This window comes from Gammaproteobacteria bacterium, assembly GCA_013817245.1.
Taxonomy (GTDB): Bacteria; Pseudomonadota; Gammaproteobacteria; order HTCC5015; family HTCC5015; genus JACDDA01.
The window spans coordinates 245563-264953 of record JACDDA010000003.1 but is presented as its reverse complement, the minus strand read 5'-3'; the positions used below and the strand labels follow the sequence as shown (position 1 = coordinate 264953).

Here is a 19391-nt window from a genome sequence, read left to right as displayed (position 1 = left end):
CAAAGAAACGCTCCCCGATGTCACGTACTTGAATGGGATGTTATTCCATTCAAGTATTTCCTCGTCATCTTTAAAGGCTGACGCGTCGCCAAGACGCGATGTCCTATCGCGGCTCGGCTCACCTGAACATCCCTGTTCAGGTGTCGCTAGCCTTTAAATATTACTCGGCGTGCCATAACGGGTTTTATTCCTTCGATTAAGCGCAAAAAGATTTTTAATTTTTGAAGGTGTTTATTCATTTCGTAAGTTAAAACGAAGAAATATTCCCCTCATGGCTCGCCGAGTATTGTAAGACGTGTCGGGTAAAACAAACAGGAAGTTTGTTTTAGTCCCGCCGCGACAAGGACGTCGCGTCGGGACGACCCGTTACACGGTGAGCAATACGAGGGAACTGCGCGTGGTGTTGACGCGCAGCGAGACATTGGGGAGAGTATTTTTTGGTGACTTTTTGTTACGACAGCAGATTTTTGCTCCTGCAAAATCTGCATTCATGCCATTCATGCCATTCATGCCATTCATGCCATTCATGCCATTCATGCCATCCATGGCAATCAAAAGTTACTCGCTGTAGTCGCGCAGCGACGAGCGAAACGTTTTTGCATTTAAAAAAAGATGCTCTGCTTAAAACGTTTTGTTTTTAAAAAAGGAGCGTAGCCATGAAAACATGCTTACTTTACAACCAATGATAAAAAAACTTAATCCCCTAACTGCACGATTTCTTTAATCGCCGCAATTTTTTCTTGGAGTTTCGCTGGCGTCGATGCACGTAACGTTGCATGCCCTAGTTTGCGACCAGGGCGTGGTGCTTTGCCGTAGTCATGGAAGTGACAGCCGGAAATACGTAATACGTCTTCGGCGTTGGGAAGTGTAGATATAAAATTAATCATCGCGGCGTAGCTGTGTGCTTCGGTATCGCCGAGTGGTAAGCCGGTGATGGCGCGCAGGTGGTTTTCAAATTGGCTGACGCTGGCACCTTCGATGGTCCAATGGCCGGTGTTGTGAACACGCGGCGCCATTTCATTGGCGATGAGTTGTTTGTTGTGTACGAAAAATTCGACGGCGATGACGCCGACGTAATCGAGTTCTTTGACTAAGCGTGCCGCGAAGTTTTCAGCTTGTGTCTGCAATTCAGAATTTTCATAGGGTGCGGTGCTGATGTTGAGAATGCCGTTTTTATGAACGTTTTGTACGAGCGGATAACACGCGTGTTCGCCGTTGCGGCCGCGCACGGCAATCAGAGAAACCTCATTATCGAATGCAACAAAGCCTTCGAGTATGGCGGGTTGTTCGCCAATGTTGTGCCAGGCTTCGCTTGCGTGTTGTGCGTTGCGAATGATTTGTTGGCCTTTGCCGTCGTAACCCATGCGCCGCGTTTTTAAAATTGCAGGCAAACCGAGTTCGTGGATGGCGCGTTCTAAATCGCTTAATGAATCAACGATGCGATAGGGCGCAGTGGCCATGCCTAGCTGAGCAAATAATTGTTTTTCGCTGTTACGATCTTGCGCAATTTCTAGCGCGTGTGCGTTAGGAAAAACCGGTACCCATTTGGCGAGTTCGCGGACGGCATCAGCCGGGACGTTTTCAAAATCGAAAGTAATAACGTCGACGGCATCTGCGAGTTCACGTAGTTTTACCGGGTCGTCATAAGCGCCGATGATTTGTTTCGCGACGCGGCCGGCGGCGGCATCGGGCGATGGATCGAGGATGATGAATTCTTGGCCCATCGGATAACCCGCCAATACCATCATCTTGGCCAGCTGGCCACCACCAATAATCCCAATGATCATGCGAGGTTATTCTGCGGCTTGCGGATCGGGCTGGGCGAGCACGCGATCAGTTTGTGTTTGGCGGAAGGTTTGCCAAGCGTCATGAATTTTTGGATATTTATTGGCCAAAATTGCTGCGGCAAATAAGGCAGCGTTTTTGGCACCGGCTTCGCCAATAGCAAAGGTTGCAACCGGTACACCGGCTGGCATTTGCACGATAGAGAGTAGTGAGTCTAAGCCGTTTAAGCTGCGTGATTTTACGGGTACGCCTAAGACGGGCAATGCGGTTTTAGCGGCGGCCATACCGGGTAAATGCGCTGCGCCGCCCGCGCCAGCAATAATCACTTCTAGGCCGCGACTCGCCGCTTGTTCGGCATAACTAAAGAGTAAATCCGGCGTGCGATGCGCAGACACGACGCGCGTTTCATAGCTAATGCCTAATTCTTCGAGTAACTCAGCGCTGTGTTGCATGGTGTCCCAGTCCGACTGTGAACCCATGATGATGCCTACCAATACTGTCATATAAAACCATGCCCTAGGCTGTGGTGCTAAACGTCATTGTGGCGGGAAGGCGAGGCCTGAGCCTTGGCAAACCTGCCGGGAAAGCCGTCGATAATAGAAGAATGCGCGGTGTTGTTCTAGCGGTATAAGACTTTTTTAATGCTTGATTAGCGAGAGGTTTAGCGGTGGCTTTAGCCACCATTTATTAAATACTGTAAGTCCGCTAAACGACCTTGCCGATGCCACTGACGTTTGCCCTGCGCATTCGCCGGGCCTAGCCAATTTAGCCAGCGCTGCAATGAAACGGGCGTATTGGCGCCCGTTTGAATCGACAGCTGCGCATTGTATTGACCATCGGCGTTCAGTTGTAATTTACCAGCAGCGGGTACGGCGCTGTCTTCTAAGCTATTTAATGCAAACGTGCAGTTATTGGGTTGGGCACTGCTGAAATCAATTTGATAATGCCCAAACATTTGCGGCTCAGGATGGGATAAACCGGCGTGTTGCCAAAAAATTTGGCCTTGGCAATCAAGTTGTGACTCACCTTTGCGAGCGTGTGGCTGCCAATAAATATTTTCAACATGCGCTTCGATATTGCCCGCCAGCGCTAATGGAATTTGCAACGCTAAACTCAGCCAATCGCCATTCGTTTGCAAATGCAAATCCTGAAATTGAATCGCGCCATTCCATAATGAATATTGTAATTGGGTTTTCACATGGAGCGTTTGCGAACTTTTTTCGCCCAACTCAAGGTTCGTCTTAATTTTTCCGCGTAATAAAGACCATGCGGAAGTGCGCCAGCTTAAATAATTAAAATGACCGGCGGGCGTTAAAACAGACGTCGCATAACCTGACCACACGCTCCCCGTCACTTGCTGAATTTTTATATTACTATTTTTGTTCAGTTGGTCGACGACTAATTGTGCGGGAAAGAAAATTAGCAAAGCAGCTAGATAAACTAATAATCCTAAGCCGATAAAAATAATAACGAGATGAATTTTTCGCATCGCGGGTTTTCCTTAGCGAGCAAGATTGATGCGTGCTTCGACGCGGCCTGGTTCAGGCAAGGGTTTGATAAAAGCGCTTTTTACTACAATATGGTCTTGTTGTTTTAAAACACCCAAGGCTCGGACCATTTGATCAAACGGAACATTGTTTAACCAGATGCGCGCGCCATTTTCACCATCTGCTTCAATTTTTTGCAATGCAGGTTTTAGTTGTTGTTGCGTCAGCTGTTGATCCACTGAGCTCATTAAAGAACGATTGCGATATTGCGCTTCGCTGTTTAATTGTTGCACTTGACTGGCGGCGCGTTGCATCCATGCGATGTCTTGTTTTAGTTTAGTGGTTTGCGCACGCAAATCGCTAATGCCCGTGATTAAAGGATCAATGATAATTAAATAAATAAAAATCACCAAGGCAATCGGCACGCCGATAGTGAGCATACGTTGTTCGCGTGCTTCTAGACCATTAAACCAATCTAGAACGTTTTGTTTTAGTTGCGAAAAAATAATCATGAGTGGTGAATCCGTAAAGTGACGGAAATTTTATTGGCGTTGTTACTGACGGTGCCCATGTCCGTTTTTAATGAGTAGCGTTCATTGAGTGTTTGACGTAACTCTTCAACGGCTTGTAAGTCATTAGCGGATACCGATAAATCAAGTTGTTCACCGCTAAATTCAATCGTGTCGATGACTATTTTTTGCCGAATCTGCGGGTTGCTTTGTAAGGCTACACTTAGCGGTTTTAATAAACTTAAAAATACACTGCTCGCTGAACCGCCTAACTCTTTAAGTTTTTGTTCCATTCGAAAGCGGGGATTGATCGGATTGCTGCCGGGGAAAGTAGTAATAAAAATATCGGAGATCTCGGCTTCTAGTTTATCGCGTTCGTGATTTAACAAAGTATATTCAATTACTAAACTGACAAACATCAACGCAATCCAGCTTGCCGCAAGTATCAATGGGAGTTTCCAAGCGCGCGGATTTTTCGAATGATTTTTTTGCGCTGCAAAGTCACCTTGCAATAAATTGAATGCAGTAGGTGTATAGGTGCTCGCCCATAATATCCATGGATCCGTCGGTGTTGCATGTAATTCTAGTGCGGGCAGACCTTCAATGGCTGGCCACGCACTGTTGCTGTTGCCCCAACAGTGAATTGAGGCGGGCGTGCCGTATTGAGTTTGTAATGCGCTAAGGGTTAATGCGAGATTGTCGGGTGTGGTGGCTAAGCCTTCATGTAAACCTGTGCGAATTAATATGCGTTGCTCTTCTTGCCAAACGCTCCATTGATTTTCAGTCCAAGGTAGACATAACACGTCGGGTAGCAATGCTTGTAAATTAATTTTCTGGGTTTGCCAGCTGCTTATTATGTGTTGCAAAGTATCGCGGCGCATAATCGCAACCGGAACAAAAGTGTTAAAGCCGGGGCCGTTTGCTTCGATACGTTCGCGACCTAACGCAAAATGTAATTCCTCGACATCTTCTGCTACTTGATCTTCTAGCGCATACGGAATAGCGAGTCTTAGTTTGCGTTGTTGACGACCAGGCAGCATCGCTGTTTGTAGCAGTAATTGTTCGCAAGGCACAATACCAATCATGCGATGTTGTTTGGCTAGATTCGCTAATGTATCTATGGACGCTGCTTGATGAGGTAGTGGTGTTGCACTAACCATGATCCATTTATACGTACTCTGCGCAGGCTCGGTTAACAGCACATCCGTCGGTGCCGATGCCGGTGCCGATGCCGGTGTCGATGCCGGTGTCGATGCGGGTACCGGTGTTACTTGGAATAAAATATTTTCCATTATTTTTCGCCGTTAGTCAGGGCTCAGATTGCGTGAAATCACGCGCAACTGGCCATTATTGTTGCGGTGTAATACCGATTTTAACAGGGCTTTGCCACCGGCAAAACGCGTTTGCGCCGTTAATAAAAAATATTCTGAATTAACCGATAAACCTTGCTCGCTACTGATGGTGCGCGCTTCGGTCAAGAATTCACTGACGCTTTTAAAATGTTCACGTGATTCGGCGCTGATTTGTTCAGGATTTTTTGGTAACTGACGGGTGAGTGATTGGCTATCCGCCGCGCTGGCACCTAACGCTTCTATGACACTGGCAGAGGCGGTATTGATATTAATGCTAGTAGCGGTGGGTAAGGCGCTTAAGTGTTCGGCTAATAATTTAAAATTAGCAACATTAAAACCTTTGACTAAACGTAATTCGCTGACGTCACTGAAAAAACGATTAGCGCTTAAGTAACTCGTTTCTAAGCCTAAGTAGAAATCATCTTCTGCGCCGTAAGGACCGTTTTGAATCCCATCAGTATCCAGCCAATCAACCACAGCAAAAACATTATTAGGGTCCATATCGAACTGTTCGAGCAATGCTTGGAAACGCAATAAAGCAATGGGATCTGCTTGGTTGCTAACGAGCAGTGTATTGAGATTAAAGCGACCTTGTAGATCTTCTAACTTACCAGTGACTTCACCATTTTCAATCGGCATGACGGGTGACAACGTCGCCCAATCTTCTTCCAAATGATCTACTTCATTATTTTTGCGATCATCATTTAATACGCTAATAGCAAATGCTTCGACCGCTAATGCGTATTGATAAGCTTGCTCGTTATGAATCAAGGTGGCGGTACGACGAACTTCTAGTTGTTGTTGGTAGGCGAGTGTCATCGCAACAATAACGAGCAATGCCATAATTAATAATGCGGTGAGTAAAGCAATGCCGCGTTGAGAGTGTTGGTGTGATTTCATGATTACTGCACCAAACTAATTAAACGAGTGACCGCAATATTATTTTTAAATGTTAATGTTATTTCAATGGCTAATGGCAAAGGTTCACTGTCTCCCGTTGGATTCGCCGAGTATATAGTAGGTGGCCAAGCATCTTGCCATTCTTGTTGAGCATTCAAATAACTTACTTGGAAATTTTCGACATCATCAAGCAGCGGGGTTTTGCGCGCATTGGCATTAACGCCGATATCGGTATGTGTCCACGTTTCGCGTAATAAGGTATTACCATCTAATCGGTATTGCACTCGTTGTAGATCACTGCGTAATTGTTCAGCGGGATTACTCCAGCCGGTATGTGTTAACACCACGCCTTTTTCACTAATCAGCGAAGCGACGGCGGCTTTAATGCCACTATAATCGCTGCGCACCGGTCGATGAATTGTTTGGCGTGCATCTTTTTCAAATAGGCTGATAGCAAATTGTAATTTATGAAATTGTTCGCCTTTCAATAATATGTGCTGTGCGGCTTTTTGACTATTGCTAACACCGGTATAAGCGAGGTACGCCAAAATCGCAAAAATAGTAATCGCGACTAATAGTTCCATTAAAGTAAACCCACGTTGCGCGCGCGGATAGTTCATGGCAGGTTGTTAGTCGGGTTAGCGGTTTGCAACAATTGCGGATTAATTAAATAACCAATCAATTGCACCGACGAGTCTGCTTCTTTTCCGGCATATACTTTAATAGTGACTTGCCGCATGTTGGGATTAGGCGTGGTAATAACAGTTTCTTCTTGACGCCATTCTCTGCCGCTAAACGTCAGTGTGGTCGGCGCTGAATCTTCGGCGGTATCCCAATAGTGCTGCGCATGTAATTCATTCATACGATTGCTGGCAATCCAACTCGCGCTGCTTTTTTGCACTAAACGTCTGCTCGTAGCAGCGGCTTGCGTAATGCAATGAATCACCGTGCCTAATGCAATGCCCACGATGAGTAATGCAACTAATACTTCCATCAAAGTGAAGCCGCTGTGCTTAGAAAAAATGTTGATGCGTGATGCGTTCATGGTGTCTGTTCTGGCCAACTAATTTCGCCAATAGTGTTAACTTGCATAACCCGATATTCGGGTCGATCTAATAAACGAAAAGTAAGATCAAAGGGAGAGATTTCGCCGCTGGCGAGAAAAAATATTTGCGGTGTCGCAGGAGCGTCGTTATCCATGATCACGTTTATGTCATCCAGTTTTAATTGTAGATATAAAATGCCTGGTAATTGACGCGGTCGATAAATATCTTTAGCGGTAATCGCATGCCACTGACCCGCCTCAAATTCAAAAAAACGATAATCGCGTTTGCCTATACTCATGCCCATATTGCGACCGTATAAGACACTGTCTTCATGTGCGGTGCGAATTAAAGCCGCAAGCCGCCGACTTTGTTCTTTTAAGTCATGTGCGCCGCGATCAAGCATAGTCAGCGAAATAAAAGTGGCGACAATGCCGATCAGTGTAATGACCACCAATATTTCAATTAGCGTAAAGCCGCGCGAAATATTGCCTATACGAAAACCGTGATCAACATTGGAATCAAAACGGCGCGTTGCCGTCATATCATTTATCCAAATCCCAGCTACCAATATCAGCATCCATACCTTCGCCGCCGGGACGAACATCCGCACCATAGGTGAAGATGTCGACATCGCCGTGTTCACCGGGTTGTAGATAAAGATATTCATTTTTCCATGGATCTTTAGGCACTTTTTCTAAATAACCACCTTCATTCCAATTAGCCGCTTCGGGGCCCGTGGTCGGTTTAGTGACTAGAGCTTGAATACCTTGATCGGTGTTGGGGTAGCGATAATTATCTAAACGATATTGTTCTAATGCTTGTTTAATCGTTTGCATATCTACTTTGGCTTTGGTGAGACGCGCTTGATCAGGCCGATTCATTAATTTGGGCACAACCACTGCAGCCATTAAACCAATGATCATTACTACCACCATGATTTCAATTAAGGTAAAGCCCGCATCAAGGCGGCGAGGGGTCTGGTATTTAAAAAATGACACCGAATAATCTCCATTGTGGTTGAATACGCGAACTGAACAGTTTAATCAGCATCGCAGCGTTTATTTAAGTTGCTATCTTAACCTATCTACGTCAAACGAGTGATCTGCCGCATGTCAAAAGCACATTTACAAATAAGCGCATTGTGTCTTCTGACGTTGCTATTGGGTATTGGTTTCCAATGGCACGATCTTGAGTTTTGGTGCTGGTCTAGACCGGCCATTATAGACGGTGAATATTGGCGTTTGTTGACAGGCCACTTTGTACATTTGGGTTGGCGGCATGCTCTATTAAATAGTATCGCCTTGGTCTTGATCACCTGCTTATGGATTCAGGACGTGCCCAATCCTAAAGCATCCATTTGGTTCGCGAGTTTAGTGTTTTGTATGTTGATAGTTTCACTGGGTATGTGGTGGTGGCTGCCGCATTTGCAGTGGTATGTGGGTTTATCCGGCGCCTTGCATGGTTTATTAATCAGCGGAGTTTTACTCAGCATTCGCCAGCGGCCTTATGCGAATAGCTTTTTGTTAGTCGGCGTGCTGGCTAAATTAGTTTATGAGCATCAACAAGGCGCGATGTCAGCAACCAGTGCATGGATTGGCGGAGCGATAATTACTGAAGCGCATTTGTACGGTGCTATCGGCGGGTTGCTATTTTTTGTGCTGTTATGGTTATATCGTTTAGTGCTGCGTTATTGAACCGTTTATTGTAGCTTTTATTGGACTAGCGAATTCATATCCAGAATCGGTAACAACACGGCTAATACAATAAACAGTACGACTAAACCCATGCTGAGTATCATCAGCGGTTCAAACAATCCGACAAAAATATTAACCATCGATTTGGTTTCGCGTTCTTGATAATCCGCCGCCTTAGCGAGTAACTGTTCTAATTGACCGCTGGCTTCGCCACTGGCGATCATGTGCATCGTCATCGGTGGAAATAAATTAGTTTTGTCTAAAGCGCGCGCAATGCTGCCACCTTCACGTACTTTCACTGCGGTTTGTTCAATCGCTTCACGCATCGGCAAATTACGAATAGTCGACGCGGCAATTTGTAAACTTTGTAAAATCGGCACACCACTGGATGACAACATACTTAAGGTGCGCGCAAAACGCGCAGCATTTAAACCGCGAATCAATTTTCCTATAAAAGGTAAACGCAACAATAGGTGATGCCATTTGCGGCGATTAGCTTCGACTTTAAGTAGCGAATAAATAGTCATGCTGCCGACAAATAATAAGATAACGCCTAACCACCAATAATTGCGCAACACGCTGCTGCTGAATAATAAGATTTGCGTCATGATGGGTAAGTCCATGTCTTGTTGTTCAAACACTTCAACAATTTGTGGCACAACCCCAGCGACTAGAAAAATAATCACACCGATAGCGACTAAACAAATTAATACCGGATACATTAATTTAACGCCAATATCTTGTACTAAGGCCAAACGTGCTTCGGTGTATTCGGCTAAGCGTTCTAATACCGTATCCAAATGACCGGATTGTTCACCCGCCATGATGCTGGAACGATACAAGTCAGGAAAAATGCCGGGATAATCATTTAAAGCATTCGCAAAACTATGGCCTTCCAGAATGCGGGCACGAACACTGAGCAATACACTTTTGCTACGATTTTTTTCTGTTTGCCGCGCAATCACGCCCAGCGCTTCTTCTAATGGTGTACCTGAACGACACAACGTTGCGAGTTGACGCGTGATCAGTGCTAATTCCGCCGTGCTCATGCTTTGACGATTAAATAAACCACTGCCGCTGCGCGCGGTATCAGCTTTATTGTTTTTGCGGGTTTCGTTAACCGAGATCGGTGTTAAATTACGTTCGCGCAATAAAAAGCGCACTGTGCGTGCGCTATCGCCTTCGAGCACGCCGTGTTGTTGGCGACCTTCAGCATTTAATGCAATATATTCAAACGCGGGCATGATTACTCGTTGTTATCGTCTTTGGTGACGCGCAACACTTCTTCTATAGAAGTGAGCCCCGCCATTACTTTAGCAATCCCATCTTGTCGAATGCTGGGCGTGCGAGTGCGCGCATGTTTTTCTAATTTGTGTTCACCAGCGCCTTCATGAATCATATGTTGCAAGGTGTTGTCGATTAAAACTAATTCATGAATACCCATGCGTCCGCTATAGCCGCTATTGCTGCAATGCTGACAACCTTGGGCACTAAAAATAGTTAAAGCATGGTCTGAGTTTATACCGAGCAAAATACGTTCTGCTTCTGTCGGTGTATGCGCTTGTTTGCAATGCACGCATAAAGTACGGACTAAACGTTGAGCGAGTACGCCAATGAGCGTTGATGATAATAAAAAAGGTTCTACGCCCATATCACGTAAACGCGTCACTGCACCCACTGCGGTGTTAGTGTGCAAGGTCGAAAATACCATGTGTCCAGTTAAGCTGGCTTGCACAGAAATTTCGGCGGTTTCCAAATCGCGAATTTCGCCCACCATCACTACATCAGGATCTTGGCGCAAAATCGCACGCAAGCCACGCGCAAAGGTAAGATCCACTTTAGTATTCACTTGCGTTTGACCAATACCATCTAAGTAATATTCGATAGGATCTTCAACCGTTAAAATATTACGAGTTAAATCATTTAATTGAGTTAATGCTGAATAAAGCGTTGTCGTTTTTCCTGAACCCGTAGGGCCGGTGACTAAGAAAATGCCGTGGGGTTTATGAATGATTTGTTGAATGCGTTCTAAGGTTTCTGCGGCCATGCCGAGATCAATCAGATTTAAACGTCCCGCTTGTTTGTCCAGTAAACGCATCACCACACGTTCACCATAACCAGATGGCAGTGTTGAGACACGCACATCAACTGCGCGCCCACCGACTTTTAAAGATATGCGACCATCTTGCGGCAAACGTTTTTCAGCGATATCGAGTTTAGCCATAATTTTAACGCGTGAAATAATCAACGGCGCTAAGCTGCGGGGTGGTTCTAAAATTTCACGCAACACGCCGTCAATGCGCATGCGTACCAATAAACGAGTTTCAAAGGTTTCGATATGAATATCAGACGCATTTTCTTTAATAGCCTGTGATAACAAGGCATTTAATAAACGAATGATGGGCGCATCATCTTGCGATTCTAATAAATCTTCGGGTTCTGATAAGGTCTCGGCGATTTGTGCGAGATCCATTTCATCGCCCATATCATCAAGACTGGCTTGCGCACCTTCTTTGCCGCGATCGTAACGTTGTGCTAAGAGTTGATCAAAATTGTTTGCTGCGGCTTCGAAAATCAAAGGTTCGCCGATAAAGCGATTTAATTCCGCCATTAGCGCCGGCGTAGGAATTTTTTTGTATAACACGCGTACGCCATTAGGAAGTCGTTCATCAATCAGTATGCCGTGGCGTTTTGCGAAACTATAAGCGGGGCGTTTAATCGCGATGATGGCTGGAACATCGACGGCCGCGTTCACATCTAGATTTTTTTTACTGTCGCCATCGATCAATGGATTCATCGCGCTCATGGTGTTGTAGCAGTATTACTGTTGCTGGAGGTGGAAATAGCAGGCGTCTTACTGTTAGTTAGTGTATTTGTTTCTACACTCGCTTCGGAGGGAGTAAATTCAAACGCTTGCTCGGCAGCGGCAATGGCTTCGGCTTCTGTCATTGTCTTTTTTGTATCGGTGCTATCAGTCGTCGGCGAAATATTTTCACTGTTTGCCGGTGTTGATGCCGGTGCTGGAGCAGGCGCGACAAGTGTTGTTGTCGAAGCTGGAACAGCTTCACCTGTTACAACCACCTGAGTTGATGTAGATGTTGAAACTGCTTCGCCTGTTACAGCAGGAGGTGTTGTGTTGTTGGTTCCGCTGGTTTCATTGGCGGGAACCACAGTGGATGTGGGTGTAACTGGTGTAATAGCAGGAGTTGCCTGTGGCATTACCACTGGCGCTGCAATCGGTGTTGTTGCTGGCGGCATTGGTGTAAATAACGTATCAATCGGCGGTAATTTTGCAGCGCTATCACGTAATAAACCACGCTTACCAATTTTGGCTTGATCTTGACGTTCTTTAAAAGCACTATATTTTTTCTGGGTGAAATAATTAGCACGGACGCTATCGCTTAAAATGACTGGCCGAATAAATACCATTAGGTTGCGTTTTACTTTTTGTGTTTTGGTGTAACGAAATAAATGACCAATGATGGGAATGCTGCCGAGCAAAGGAACTTTTTGTACACTGTCGGTGAACTGATCTTCAATTAAGCCGCCCAGTACTAACATTTGACCATCATCGACGAGTACTTCGGTTTTAATAGAGCGTTTATTCGTAACGATATCGCTGGCGCCGCTGCTAGAGCTCGCAATGTTTGATACTTCTTGTGAAATATTTAATTTAACACTGGTGCCTTCATTAATTTGCGGTTTTACTTTTAAGGTTAAGCCGACATCTTGACGTTGAATAGTTTGGAAAGGATTGGTAGAACCGTTGTTTGCGCCAGTGTTGGAGTAACTACCGGTTACAAACGGCACGTTCTGGCCAAAAACAATTTCTGCTTCCACATTATCTAAAGTAACTAAGGTAGGCGTTGATAAAATATTAGTGGCGGCATCACCTTGTAAAGCGCGCAACACCAAGGCAAATTGATTTGCGACATCGGTGCGACCAATAGCGAGATTCAAACCGTCTTTTACAATCGGTGTGTCGGTGACCCAACTGCTAATGTCATTTGATTCTCTAAATAACACACCGCCGACTGGCCCGCGACCATCTTCTGAACCATTCACTAATAACTGCGAACCTAATTCAGTGGCTAAATCGGTTGACACTTCAGCGATGATGGCTTCGATTAATACTTGCGCACGCGGGATGTCGAGTTGTTTGATGACTGAATCAAATTGGCGAATTAATGAAGCAGGCGCAGTGATAATTAAAGCGTTGTTGGTGATATCGGCTTGAATGTCGACATCGCTTTTGTTGCCGGCGGCAGGCGCGGTTTTGCCATCACTGGTTTTGGCTGATACACCTTGTAAAATAGTTGTAAGCTCTTTGGCATCTGCGTATTTCAAAAAGAATACGCGGGTATTGCCGGTTGACGTTAATGGCGCATCTAATTCCGAAATTAATTTAGAAATACGTTTACGTGAACCGGAGTCGCCGGTTAATAAAATGCTATTGGTGCGTTCGTCTGCAATAAAACTGGTTTGCACTGATTCGGGCGCTGCTTTTTGATCTTTTTGCGCTAATGAATTTAATATGCGTACAATTTCACCCGCTGCTGCATTTTCAACGCGAATGATTTCAACATCAGCATTGCTCACTTGATCGATCTGGCGAATGATATGCAAAATGCGATTAATGTTAGATGCTTGATCTGAAATGACTAATACATTGGTAGGCGCGTACGCTGCGAGATGACCTTGATTGGGAATCAGCGGACGTAAAATCGGAATTAATTGATTGGCCGAAATATTTTGTACCTGTAATACACGAGTGACTAATTGATCGGAGTCACGATATTGATTGCCATCGACCGTGGGAATAGCGCCTTGCTTAGCAATGGCATCTGGAACAATTTTGATTAAGCCTTTTTTGCTGGGAATGGCAGCGAAGCCATGAACTTGCAGAATAGATAAAAACACTTCGTATAACTCATCTTTTTGCATGGGCTTGGATGAGACGACGGTGATTTTGGCTTTAACACGCGGATCGATAATAAAATTCTTGCCGGTAATTTCAGAAACCGTGTTGATCAACACACGAATATCCGCATCGCTTAAATTTAAAGTGGCACCGCCGCCGCTACTAGCATCGTTCGAGGTTTTGTTGCCGAGATTATTCCGATTGTTGATTTGGCTGGGTACGAAACGACTGTTGTTATTGCCGTTTGAATTGGCGCTGGAATTGGTGCTCATGCTATCAGGCATACCGTTCATGGCAGGTGTAGGCATATACGGTTGTTGCATATCCGGCGGCGTTTCCGTTGACGGCGGATTGCTGCCATAAGGTACTTCTTCTGTGTTGGGTTGTGCAATCGCCGTGAAGCCTGTTGCAAAAATGGTCAGCCCACAAAGGGTGCTAAGCAGAAGTTTTTTTGTGACTATGCGCATGAGTACCAAATCGTTTTATAGTAAAAGAAAAATGAGCCGAAGTTTAATTACATCGCCATGCAGTTTTATGACGAAGTGATTTTTCTCGGCAATTAATTATCAGCAGGAATCTCTTTTTTTAGCTCTTGTGTTTGACCGTCGCGTTCTACCGTTAGGCTAATATTCGGGTCTTTCATCATCGCACGTAAAGCGCGATAGCGATTTTGTTCGTTATCTAATTGAATTCCATTAACCGCCGTGACCACATCACCCGCTTGTACGCCCATTTCTTTTAACACCGGATCATCTTTTTTAGGATTCACTTGATAACCACGGACGCGTTCATTTTCTTTGAAAGCGGTAATGTCAACGTATTCACCGATCGCAGCCGGGTTGGCCATAAATTCGCGGCGATAGTTTTTCACTGAGGCTTCAAAACGGCCTATTCCGCGCGGCAAAGCAGTGGGATCAGGTTTGTAAACTTGATTGGCATTCGCCGTATCGTTGGAGTTTTCTGCAAAACTCAGCAAAGGACTTTCTTTGGGCATGAGCAACGTTTCCAGACCGCGGCCACTTTCCAGGACGACGCGATCGGGGAACACGGCTTTTAAAGTAGCGTTGCCGGGAACCACTTGACCCATTCCATATACTTGTTCGATTCCGCCGCCGCTCGCGATTAACGCCCAACCACTGTCTTCGCCAAATGCAAACACGCCGCGCAGTTCTAAATTCATTTGGGTTTCGGGAGCGCCACTTAAATCACCTGCAAGCCACGCACTTTCACCAAACAAATGTTGTTCGGCAATGTTGTTGGCATCCTGCATAGCGGTTTCTTTATTTTGTACCGGGAAATTTTGGTCGGTGATAACGGGTTCAGCAGCAGCGTTGCCAAACCAGTGCCAAGTGAGTAGGGCGGTATGGCTGGCAATGCCCATAATCAATAGTCCACTCACTATCCAAGGGGCTATGCGTTGGCAGCGTTCCGATCGTATCCATGTGAGCAGTTTATTCATGCCGCGCAGCTTATCAAAAAATCCATCTGAGGGCTGTTAGAGAGTATCAATTGATAGAGGTTCCGGCCAAGGTTTGTTTATTGTGGTCGGTGCCTTGCCACCGTCCCAAAAGCGATGCGTGAATGTGCCGCTGCGTCGGGAAAGTATCGATCTGGATTATTGTGGTAAAGATCTTTCAGCAAAATAAAATTTTATAAAATCACTGACTTAATAATAGCGAGTGTTGCCTTGTTAACCAGGCAAGGTCGTCCAGGGTATCAACGTCTCGTTTTGTTGTCAGGCACTGGCAGCCAATATTGGCTGTATGCAGTTGGTTAATGGTTAAGCGCAGCAAGTTCGGTTGACTCCATGGCATCTCGTTAAACAGTGCAGTAAAAGTTTTTTGCAGTTTCGCGGGGTCGGTGCGTTGGAGGCCTATCAATACATATCCGCCGTCTTCAGCAGGACCTAATACTACGGGCGTTTTATGGTTCAGGCTTTGTTGTGCTTCGACTAGATATTGGTGATCAATCGCGGGGCAATCGCTGCCAATGATGATGACTTGTTCTGCTTGTTTAAAGGCGGTGGCAAATGCATGTTGCATGCGCGCACCCAAATCTTCACCTATTTGTTGATGTAAGGATACGTTGAATTGTTGTTGATAAGTCGCAAATAGTGGGTGTTGTGTATCGGGCGCGCACCAAAGTTGTTTGCGCCATGTGAGAGTTTTAACTTGTTCTAAGGTGTGGGCAAGTAATTTTATATGCAGTTCAGCCGCTGCTGCCGCGCTTAATGCAGGGATTAAACGCGTTTTTACCTGGCCGGGTATAGGGGCTTTAGTAAAGATCAATAATTGTGTGGAATTATTTTCTGGCATTCGATTTAAGTATTACGATAATACTGACGAACTAATTTTTCGGAAGATACGCCGCAAAAATAAGCTAGCCGTAAATACCACATGCGGCATACGGTTCTGATGATGCCATGGGTTTCCCAATAGCGGCTATCGCTAATGACAGTGTCGCGTAAACATAAGGGTTTATTGTGTTGCCGCAATGTGCGACTTAAAGCAATATCCTCCATGAGCGGAAGTGCAGGGTAAGCACCGCTACGAAAAAATAATTCACGTGTTACAAAAATAGCTTGATCGCCGGTGGCAATGCCTGTCAGTCGAGAGCGCGAATTGATCATTCGCTCGATAATGCGAAATAAAAAATGTTGTCCGCTTAAGCGGATGTCAAAACGCCCCCAGCTTAGAGATTGTTCGTGCTGCTGAAGTATAGCGAGTGCGTTCGTAGGCAATTGTGTATCGGCATGTAAAAATAATAAAACATCACCCGTAGCAATGGCAGCGCCGGCGTTCATTTGTTGTGCGCGTCCGCGTGCGCTGCTGATTGTATAATCGCATAAGGACTGCGCAAGCATGAGCGTGTTGTCGTTGCTGCCGCCATCAACCAGAATAATTTCAGCATATGTGCCACGTAATGTTTGCAGTGATTGAAGCGTGTGTTGAATGCGCGCGGCTTCATTGAGTGTGGGAATGATGATCGATAATTTCATAGCATTAAAGTGCGCCGCCGCAACTGCTACCTTGACCCGCAGTACAGCCATAACAATGATCGGCAATTGCAATCGGTGTGTCGTTTAGATTGTGATCGAGTAATTCTCGAATGTGGGTTCGAAGTTTATTGCTTGCTCCTAAGCCTATGCCGAGCATTTGGTTAAAATCGCAATCGTAAACATAACCTTGGTAGTCAATGCTGATTAACGAACGACACATTAGATTATCTAAGTTGCTGGCTTGATAAGCATTTTTTAGCAGTGTCATGTATTCTTCAAATTTACCTTGTGTTACTAAAGTACTGCCAAATCGTGCAATGGGCATATTGGTTAAGGCAAATAGATGATTAAAATGAATGTTGTAACGAGCTTGAAGTTCGCGTTTGTAATCTATTTCTAGATTTTCTTGTGCGGATGGTAGGTAAGCGCCGATAGGATTGTAAACTAAATTTAAAGTTAGACTGCTATTGAGCATGCCGTAACCTAATTTGTTGAGCAAATGTAAAGCCTCTACACTTTTTTGAAATACGCCATCGCCACGCTGTTCATCGACATTGCTTTCTAGATAACAAGGTAATGAAGCAACAATTTCAACTTTCTGCTGCGCAAGAAAAGCAGCGGTATCGCTTTGATCCGGTTCTAATAGAACAGTGAGATTGCAACGATCAATGACATGCACATTGCGTGTGCGTGCAGCGCTGACTAGTTCACGAAATTGTGGATGTAATTCGGGTGCGCCGCCAGTGATGTCTAAGGTGGTAATGTTGTGTTGTTCGATAAACCTTAGCACGGTATTAATGGTGTCGCTGTCCATGGCTTCGGTGCGTGTGGGGCCAGCATTTACATGACAATGAAAACACGCTTGATTGCAACGATAACCAAGATTGACTTGTAAGGTCTGTAACGATTGCCGACGGATCTTAGGAAAATCAGTTGCTTGTAATAAAGGCAGCATGGCGCGCATGATGTTCTCTTTTAGGTAATGTGAGTATTGATAAAATAATTTCGCGTATTAGTATTTACGTTGAGTGTTTGGAATTGGATCTGGCATGCGTCCGCCAAGGTAATAACAATAATGCTAGCAGGCTTAAGTTGTGTGGATATTGGGTCAGGCCAATGTCAATATCGGCAGGCGCTTGTTGCGCAGTAGCACGGTAACTCTTAAACAACCGATCCCAGCCGCTGAGTATCGTGCCGTAATTGCTGTTAGTTTCATGCACAATTTGTGAATGATGGATGCGATGTAAATCAGGCGTAATCACTATTCGTCGTAAGCCGGCATCCAGTTTAGAATTTAAACGGAGATTGGCGTGCACGAAGAGGGCAAATGCATTGAGCAAGATTCCATAGGCTAAAACGCCGACAACATTAAGTCCTAATAAAACGATGACGACCGATTGCAGCAAAATCGACAATCCTATTTCAAGTGGATGAAAGCGGCCGCCGGTAGTGAGATCGAGATCAATGTCGCTGTGATGAATTTGGTGGAGTTGCCACAACAGTGGCCAGCTGTGCATGAGTCGGTGCTGAGCATAAATAAGCAGATCCAATATTATCAAGGTGATCAAGGTTTTGACCAACACGGGCAAGCTGATCAGATTGAATAGTCCCCATTGATGTTGAGTAGCCCATAAAGCACTGCTTAATGTTGCCACGACGGTCAACGCGCGCAGCAGGATGCTATTTAATAACAATAAACCGAGATTGTTGAACCAGCGTGCTCCGTATCTGAAGGATGCGGCCACCGTTTTGCGACGCTGCGGCCAGTACCGTTCTAAAATCAACAGTAGACTGAAAACACCGCTGAAACATATTAAGCGTATCCATGCATCGGCTGACATAAGTAAGCTCTTCTATATATAAGGTATAGGCCGACTCTAACACCGACCAAGCGGGCGAGCCAAGGCACAATCTCGCCGATCTGGGGAGATACAGGTTTAGATTTTATTGTGATGGGCTTTAAGCTTAGGGTAACGGTCTTGCGGACACAGGTTAATCGAAGAAAAAGAACATTTGATTTATTTCGTGTGTACTTAAAAGCAGCTGTTCTCAACGATTGAGAACAGCTTAGGTAATTTATTCCGTCGCGAGCTGTGCGTAGAACAAACGCAAATCAGTTAATTGTTTTTGTACCGCTTCACTATCTTCGGCGGTTTGCATTAATTGTTTATTTTCATTAATGCGCCGTACGATATCTCTTTCTAAGTCTGCAAACCAGCGGCTTTCTCGAGCAGTGGTTAATTCTTGTGCTTCTTGGCTATCCCAAAGACGTTTAAAATATCCCATGTCACTATTAGTCCATTCGGGCTTTTGAATTAATTTTTGGGCTTCTACGGCTAAATCAATTTTCTGCGTATTTTGTGTTTGTTCATTTGATTTTTTATTGTCGCCCGTAAAATATATTCCGACGATGCCTACTAATACAATCGCCGCTATTGCCATGACAATTGTTTTTAGAGAACGCCCTTTAAGAAGATTGCCGCCAGCATTTTTCGGTGCATCTACTTTTACAGAGGGCACACCAATCGCGGCAATTTCATCTGGTAAATCGGGCAACGCTTTATCAAAATCTAAAGCGCTTAATTGTCTTGTGCGAAGTTTACGATAATTTTCGCGATCAACTTTACCGCTGGCGTAAGCGATAGCGAGTTTGCGTAAGTTAGATTCAGGAAGACCTGCTCTGCTCATGAAATTATTCC

21 protein-coding genes are annotated in these 19391 nt (G+C 45.1%); 1 reads left to right on the top strand and 20 read right to left on the bottom strand.

Annotated elements, in window-relative coordinates; translation table 11 throughout:
- Positions 1–366: 366 nt before the first annotated feature.
- From H0W44_05775 to gspG, 11 genes are all read right to left on the bottom strand, one after another.
- Positions 367–555 (bottom strand): hypothetical protein, encoded by a 189-nt coding sequence (locus H0W44_05775; protein MBA3581947.1) that lies wholly within the window; start codon positions 553–555, stop codon positions 367–369.
- 140 nt (positions 556–695) lie between these two features.
- Complete coding sequence (locus H0W44_05770) at positions 696–1787, bottom strand: 5-(carboxyamino)imidazole ribonucleotide synthase (GenBank protein ID MBA3581946.1); 1092 nt, start codon at positions 1785–1787, stop codon at positions 696–698.
- A gap of 6 nt (positions 1788–1793) precedes the next feature.
- Positions 1794–2288: a 5-(carboxyamino)imidazole ribonucleotide mutase gene (gene purE / locus H0W44_05765; GenBank protein ID MBA3581945.1), complete on the bottom strand. Its 495-nt coding sequence runs from the start codon at positions 2286–2288 to the stop codon at positions 1794–1796.
- A 170-nt stretch (positions 2289–2458) separates the two neighbouring features.
- Positions 2459–3274, bottom strand: a complete 816-nt coding sequence (locus tag H0W44_05760) for a type II secretion system protein N (GenBank protein MBA3581944.1) — start codon at positions 3272–3274, stop codon at positions 2459–2461.
- Positions 3275–3286: 12 nt separating this feature from the next.
- Positions 3287–3784, bottom strand: coding sequence for a type II secretion system protein M (locus H0W44_05755; GenBank protein MBA3581943.1), 498 nt, complete (start codon positions 3782–3784; stop codon positions 3287–3289).
- Positions 3781–5073: a type II secretion system protein GspL gene (gene gspL, locus H0W44_05750; GenBank protein ID MBA3581942.1), complete on the bottom strand. Its 1293-nt coding sequence runs from the start codon at positions 5071–5073 to the stop codon at positions 3781–3783. The genes H0W44_05755 and gspL overlap by 4 nt, the downstream gene beginning before the upstream one ends.
- A 12-nt stretch (positions 5074–5085) precedes the next feature.
- The gene (gspK, locus tag H0W44_05745) at positions 5086–6033 is read right to left on the bottom strand and encodes a type II secretion system minor pseudopilin GspK (GenBank protein ID MBA3581941.1); all 948 of its coding nucleotides are present in this window, start codon (positions 6031–6033) and stop codon (positions 5086–5088) included.
- Positions 6034–6035: 2 nt separating this feature from the next.
- Positions 6036–6653 carry a type II secretion system minor pseudopilin GspJ gene (gene gspJ / locus H0W44_05740; protein ID MBA3581940.1) on the bottom strand — a complete coding sequence of 206 codons (618 nt, stop codon included), beginning with the start codon at positions 6651–6653 and terminating at the stop codon, positions 6036–6038.
- Positions 6650–7078, bottom strand: a complete 429-nt coding sequence (gene gspI / locus H0W44_05735) for a type II secretion system minor pseudopilin GspI (protein MBA3581939.1) — start codon at positions 7076–7078, stop codon at positions 6650–6652. The genes gspJ and gspI overlap by 4 nt, the downstream gene beginning before the upstream one ends.
- Positions 7075–7620 (bottom strand): type II secretion system minor pseudopilin GspH, encoded by a 546-nt coding sequence (gspH, locus tag H0W44_05730; protein MBA3581938.1) that lies wholly within the window; start codon positions 7618–7620, stop codon positions 7075–7077. Before gspH ends, gspI begins: the two co-directional genes overlap by 4 nt.
- A gap of 1 nt (position 7621) precedes the next feature.
- Positions 7622–8014 (bottom strand): type II secretion system major pseudopilin GspG, encoded by a 393-nt coding sequence (gspG, locus tag H0W44_05725; protein MBA3581937.1) that lies wholly within the window; start codon positions 8012–8014, stop codon positions 7622–7624.
- Between the two features lie 174 nt (positions 8015–8188).
- On the opposite strand from gspG, the gene rrtA reads away from it, so the two are divergent.
- Positions 8189–8773: a rhombosortase gene (gene rrtA / locus H0W44_05720; GenBank protein ID MBA3581936.1), complete on the top strand. Its 585-nt coding sequence runs from the start codon at positions 8189–8191 to the stop codon at positions 8771–8773.
- 17 nt (positions 8774–8790) lie between these two features.
- Here the strand turns inward: rrtA and gspF are convergent, their stop codons facing one another.
- From gspF to H0W44_05675, 9 genes are all read right to left on the bottom strand, one after another.
- Entirely contained in the window at positions 8791–10017 is a 1227-nt protein-coding gene (gene gspF, locus H0W44_05715; GenBank protein ID MBA3581935.1) for a type II secretion system inner membrane protein GspF, read from the bottom strand.
- A 2-nt stretch (positions 10018–10019) separates the two neighbouring features.
- A complete protein-coding gene (gene gspE, locus H0W44_05710) occupies positions 10020–11570 on the bottom strand; it encodes a type II secretion system ATPase GspE (GenBank protein ID MBA3581934.1) in 1551 nt (516 codons plus the stop codon).
- A gap of 5 nt (positions 11571–11575) precedes the next feature.
- Positions 11576–14161 carry a type II secretion system secretin GspD gene (gene gspD / locus H0W44_05705; GenBank protein ID MBA3581933.1) on the bottom strand — a complete coding sequence of 862 codons (2586 nt, stop codon included), beginning with the start codon at positions 14159–14161 and terminating at the stop codon, positions 11576–11578.
- 92 nt (positions 14162–14253) lie between these two features.
- Positions 14254–15153, bottom strand: a complete 900-nt coding sequence (gspC, locus tag H0W44_05700) for a type II secretion system protein GspC (GenBank protein ID MBA3581932.1) — start codon at positions 15151–15153, stop codon at positions 14254–14256.
- A 199-nt stretch (positions 15154–15352) separates the two neighbouring features.
- Positions 15353–16009, bottom strand: a complete 657-nt coding sequence (locus H0W44_05695; protein MBA3581931.1) for a TIGR04282 family arsenosugar biosynthesis glycosyltransferase — start codon at positions 16007–16009, stop codon at positions 15353–15355.
- 5 nt (positions 16010–16014) lie between these two features.
- Positions 16015–16692, bottom strand: a complete 678-nt coding sequence (locus tag H0W44_05690; GenBank protein ID MBA3581930.1) for a TIGR04283 family arsenosugar biosynthesis glycosyltransferase — start codon at positions 16690–16692, stop codon at positions 16015–16017.
- Between the two features lie 4 nt (positions 16693–16696).
- Positions 16697–17656, bottom strand: coding sequence for an arsenosugar biosynthesis radical SAM protein ArsS (gene arsS, locus H0W44_05685; GenBank protein MBA3581929.1), 960 nt, complete (start codon positions 17654–17656; stop codon positions 16697–16699).
- Between the two features lie 55 nt (positions 17657–17711).
- Complete coding sequence (locus H0W44_05680; GenBank protein MBA3581928.1) at positions 17712–18533, bottom strand: sterol desaturase family protein; 822 nt, start codon at positions 18531–18533, stop codon at positions 17712–17714.
- A 235-nt stretch (positions 18534–18768) separates the two neighbouring features.
- A complete protein-coding gene (locus H0W44_05675; GenBank protein ID MBA3581927.1) occupies positions 18769–19380 on the bottom strand; it encodes a hypothetical protein in 612 nt (203 codons plus the stop codon).
- Positions 19381–19391 lie beyond the last annotated feature (11 nt).

Bases quoted from the DNA above. Each gene is read 5' to 3' on its own strand.
- gspC (MBA3581932.1), bottom strand. From the start codon at position 15,153: ATGAATAAACTGCTCACATGGATACGATCGGAACGCTGCCAACGCATA.
- H0W44_05690 (MBA3581930.1), bottom strand. From the start codon at position 16,692: ATGAAATTATCGATCATCATTCCCACACTCAATGAAGCCGCGCGCATT.
- arsS (MBA3581929.1), bottom strand. From the start codon at position 17,656: ATGCGCGCCATGCTGCCTTTATTACAAGCAACTGATTTTCCTAAGATC.
- H0W44_05755 (MBA3581943.1), bottom strand. From the start codon at position 3,784: ATGATTATTTTTTCGCAACTAAAACAAAACGTTCTAGATTGGTTTAAT.
- gspI (MBA3581939.1), bottom strand. From the start codon at position 7,078: ATGAACGCATCACGCATCAACATTTTTTCTAAGCACAGCGGCTTCACT.
- purE (MBA3581945.1), bottom strand. From the start codon at position 2,288: ATGACAGTATTGGTAGGCATCATCATGGGTTCACAGTCGGACTGGGAC.
- H0W44_05675 (MBA3581927.1), bottom strand. From the start codon at position 19,380: ATGAGCAGAGCAGGTCTTCCTGAATCTAACTTACGCAAACTCGCTATC.
- H0W44_05695 (MBA3581931.1), bottom strand. From the start codon at position 16,009: ATGCCAGAAAATAATTCCACACAATTATTGATCTTTACTAAAGCCCCT.
- gspD (MBA3581933.1), bottom strand. From the start codon at position 14,161: ATGCGCATAGTCACAAAAAAACTTCTGCTTAGCACCCTTTGTGGGCTG.
- H0W44_05680 (MBA3581928.1), bottom strand. From the start codon at position 18,533: ATGTCAGCCGATGCATGGATACGCTTAATATGTTTCAGCGGTGTTTTC.
- gspG (MBA3581937.1), bottom strand. From the start codon at position 8,014: ATGGTGGTAGTAATGATCATTGGTTTAATGGCTGCAGTGGTTGTGCCC.
- gspK (MBA3581941.1), bottom strand. From the start codon at position 6,033: ATGAAATCACACCAACACTCTCAACGCGGCATTGCTTTACTCACCGCA.
- gspF (MBA3581935.1), bottom strand. From the start codon at position 10,017: ATGCCCGCGTTTGAATATATTGCATTAAATGCTGAAGGTCGCCAACAA.
- gspJ (MBA3581940.1), bottom strand. From the start codon at position 6,653: ATGAACTATCCGCGCGCGCAACGTGGGTTTACTTTAATGGAACTATTA.
- rrtA (MBA3581936.1), top strand. From the start codon at position 8,189: ATGTCAAAAGCACATTTACAAATAAGCGCATTGTGTCTTCTGACGTTG.
- H0W44_05760 (MBA3581944.1), bottom strand. From the start codon at position 3,274: ATGCGAAAAATTCATCTCGTTATTATTTTTATCGGCTTAGGATTATTA.
- gspL (MBA3581942.1), bottom strand. From the start codon at position 5,073: ATGGAAAATATTTTATTCCAAGTAACACCGGTACCCGCATCGACACCG.
- gspE (MBA3581934.1), bottom strand. From the start codon at position 11,570: ATGAATCCATTGATCGATGGCGACAGTAAAAAAAATCTAGATGTGAAC.
- H0W44_05770 (MBA3581946.1), bottom strand. From the start codon at position 1,787: ATGATCATTGGGATTATTGGTGGTGGCCAGCTGGCCAAGATGATGGTA.
- gspH (MBA3581938.1), bottom strand. From the start codon at position 7,620: ATGACGGCAACGCGCCGTTTTGATTCCAATGTTGATCACGGTTTTCGT.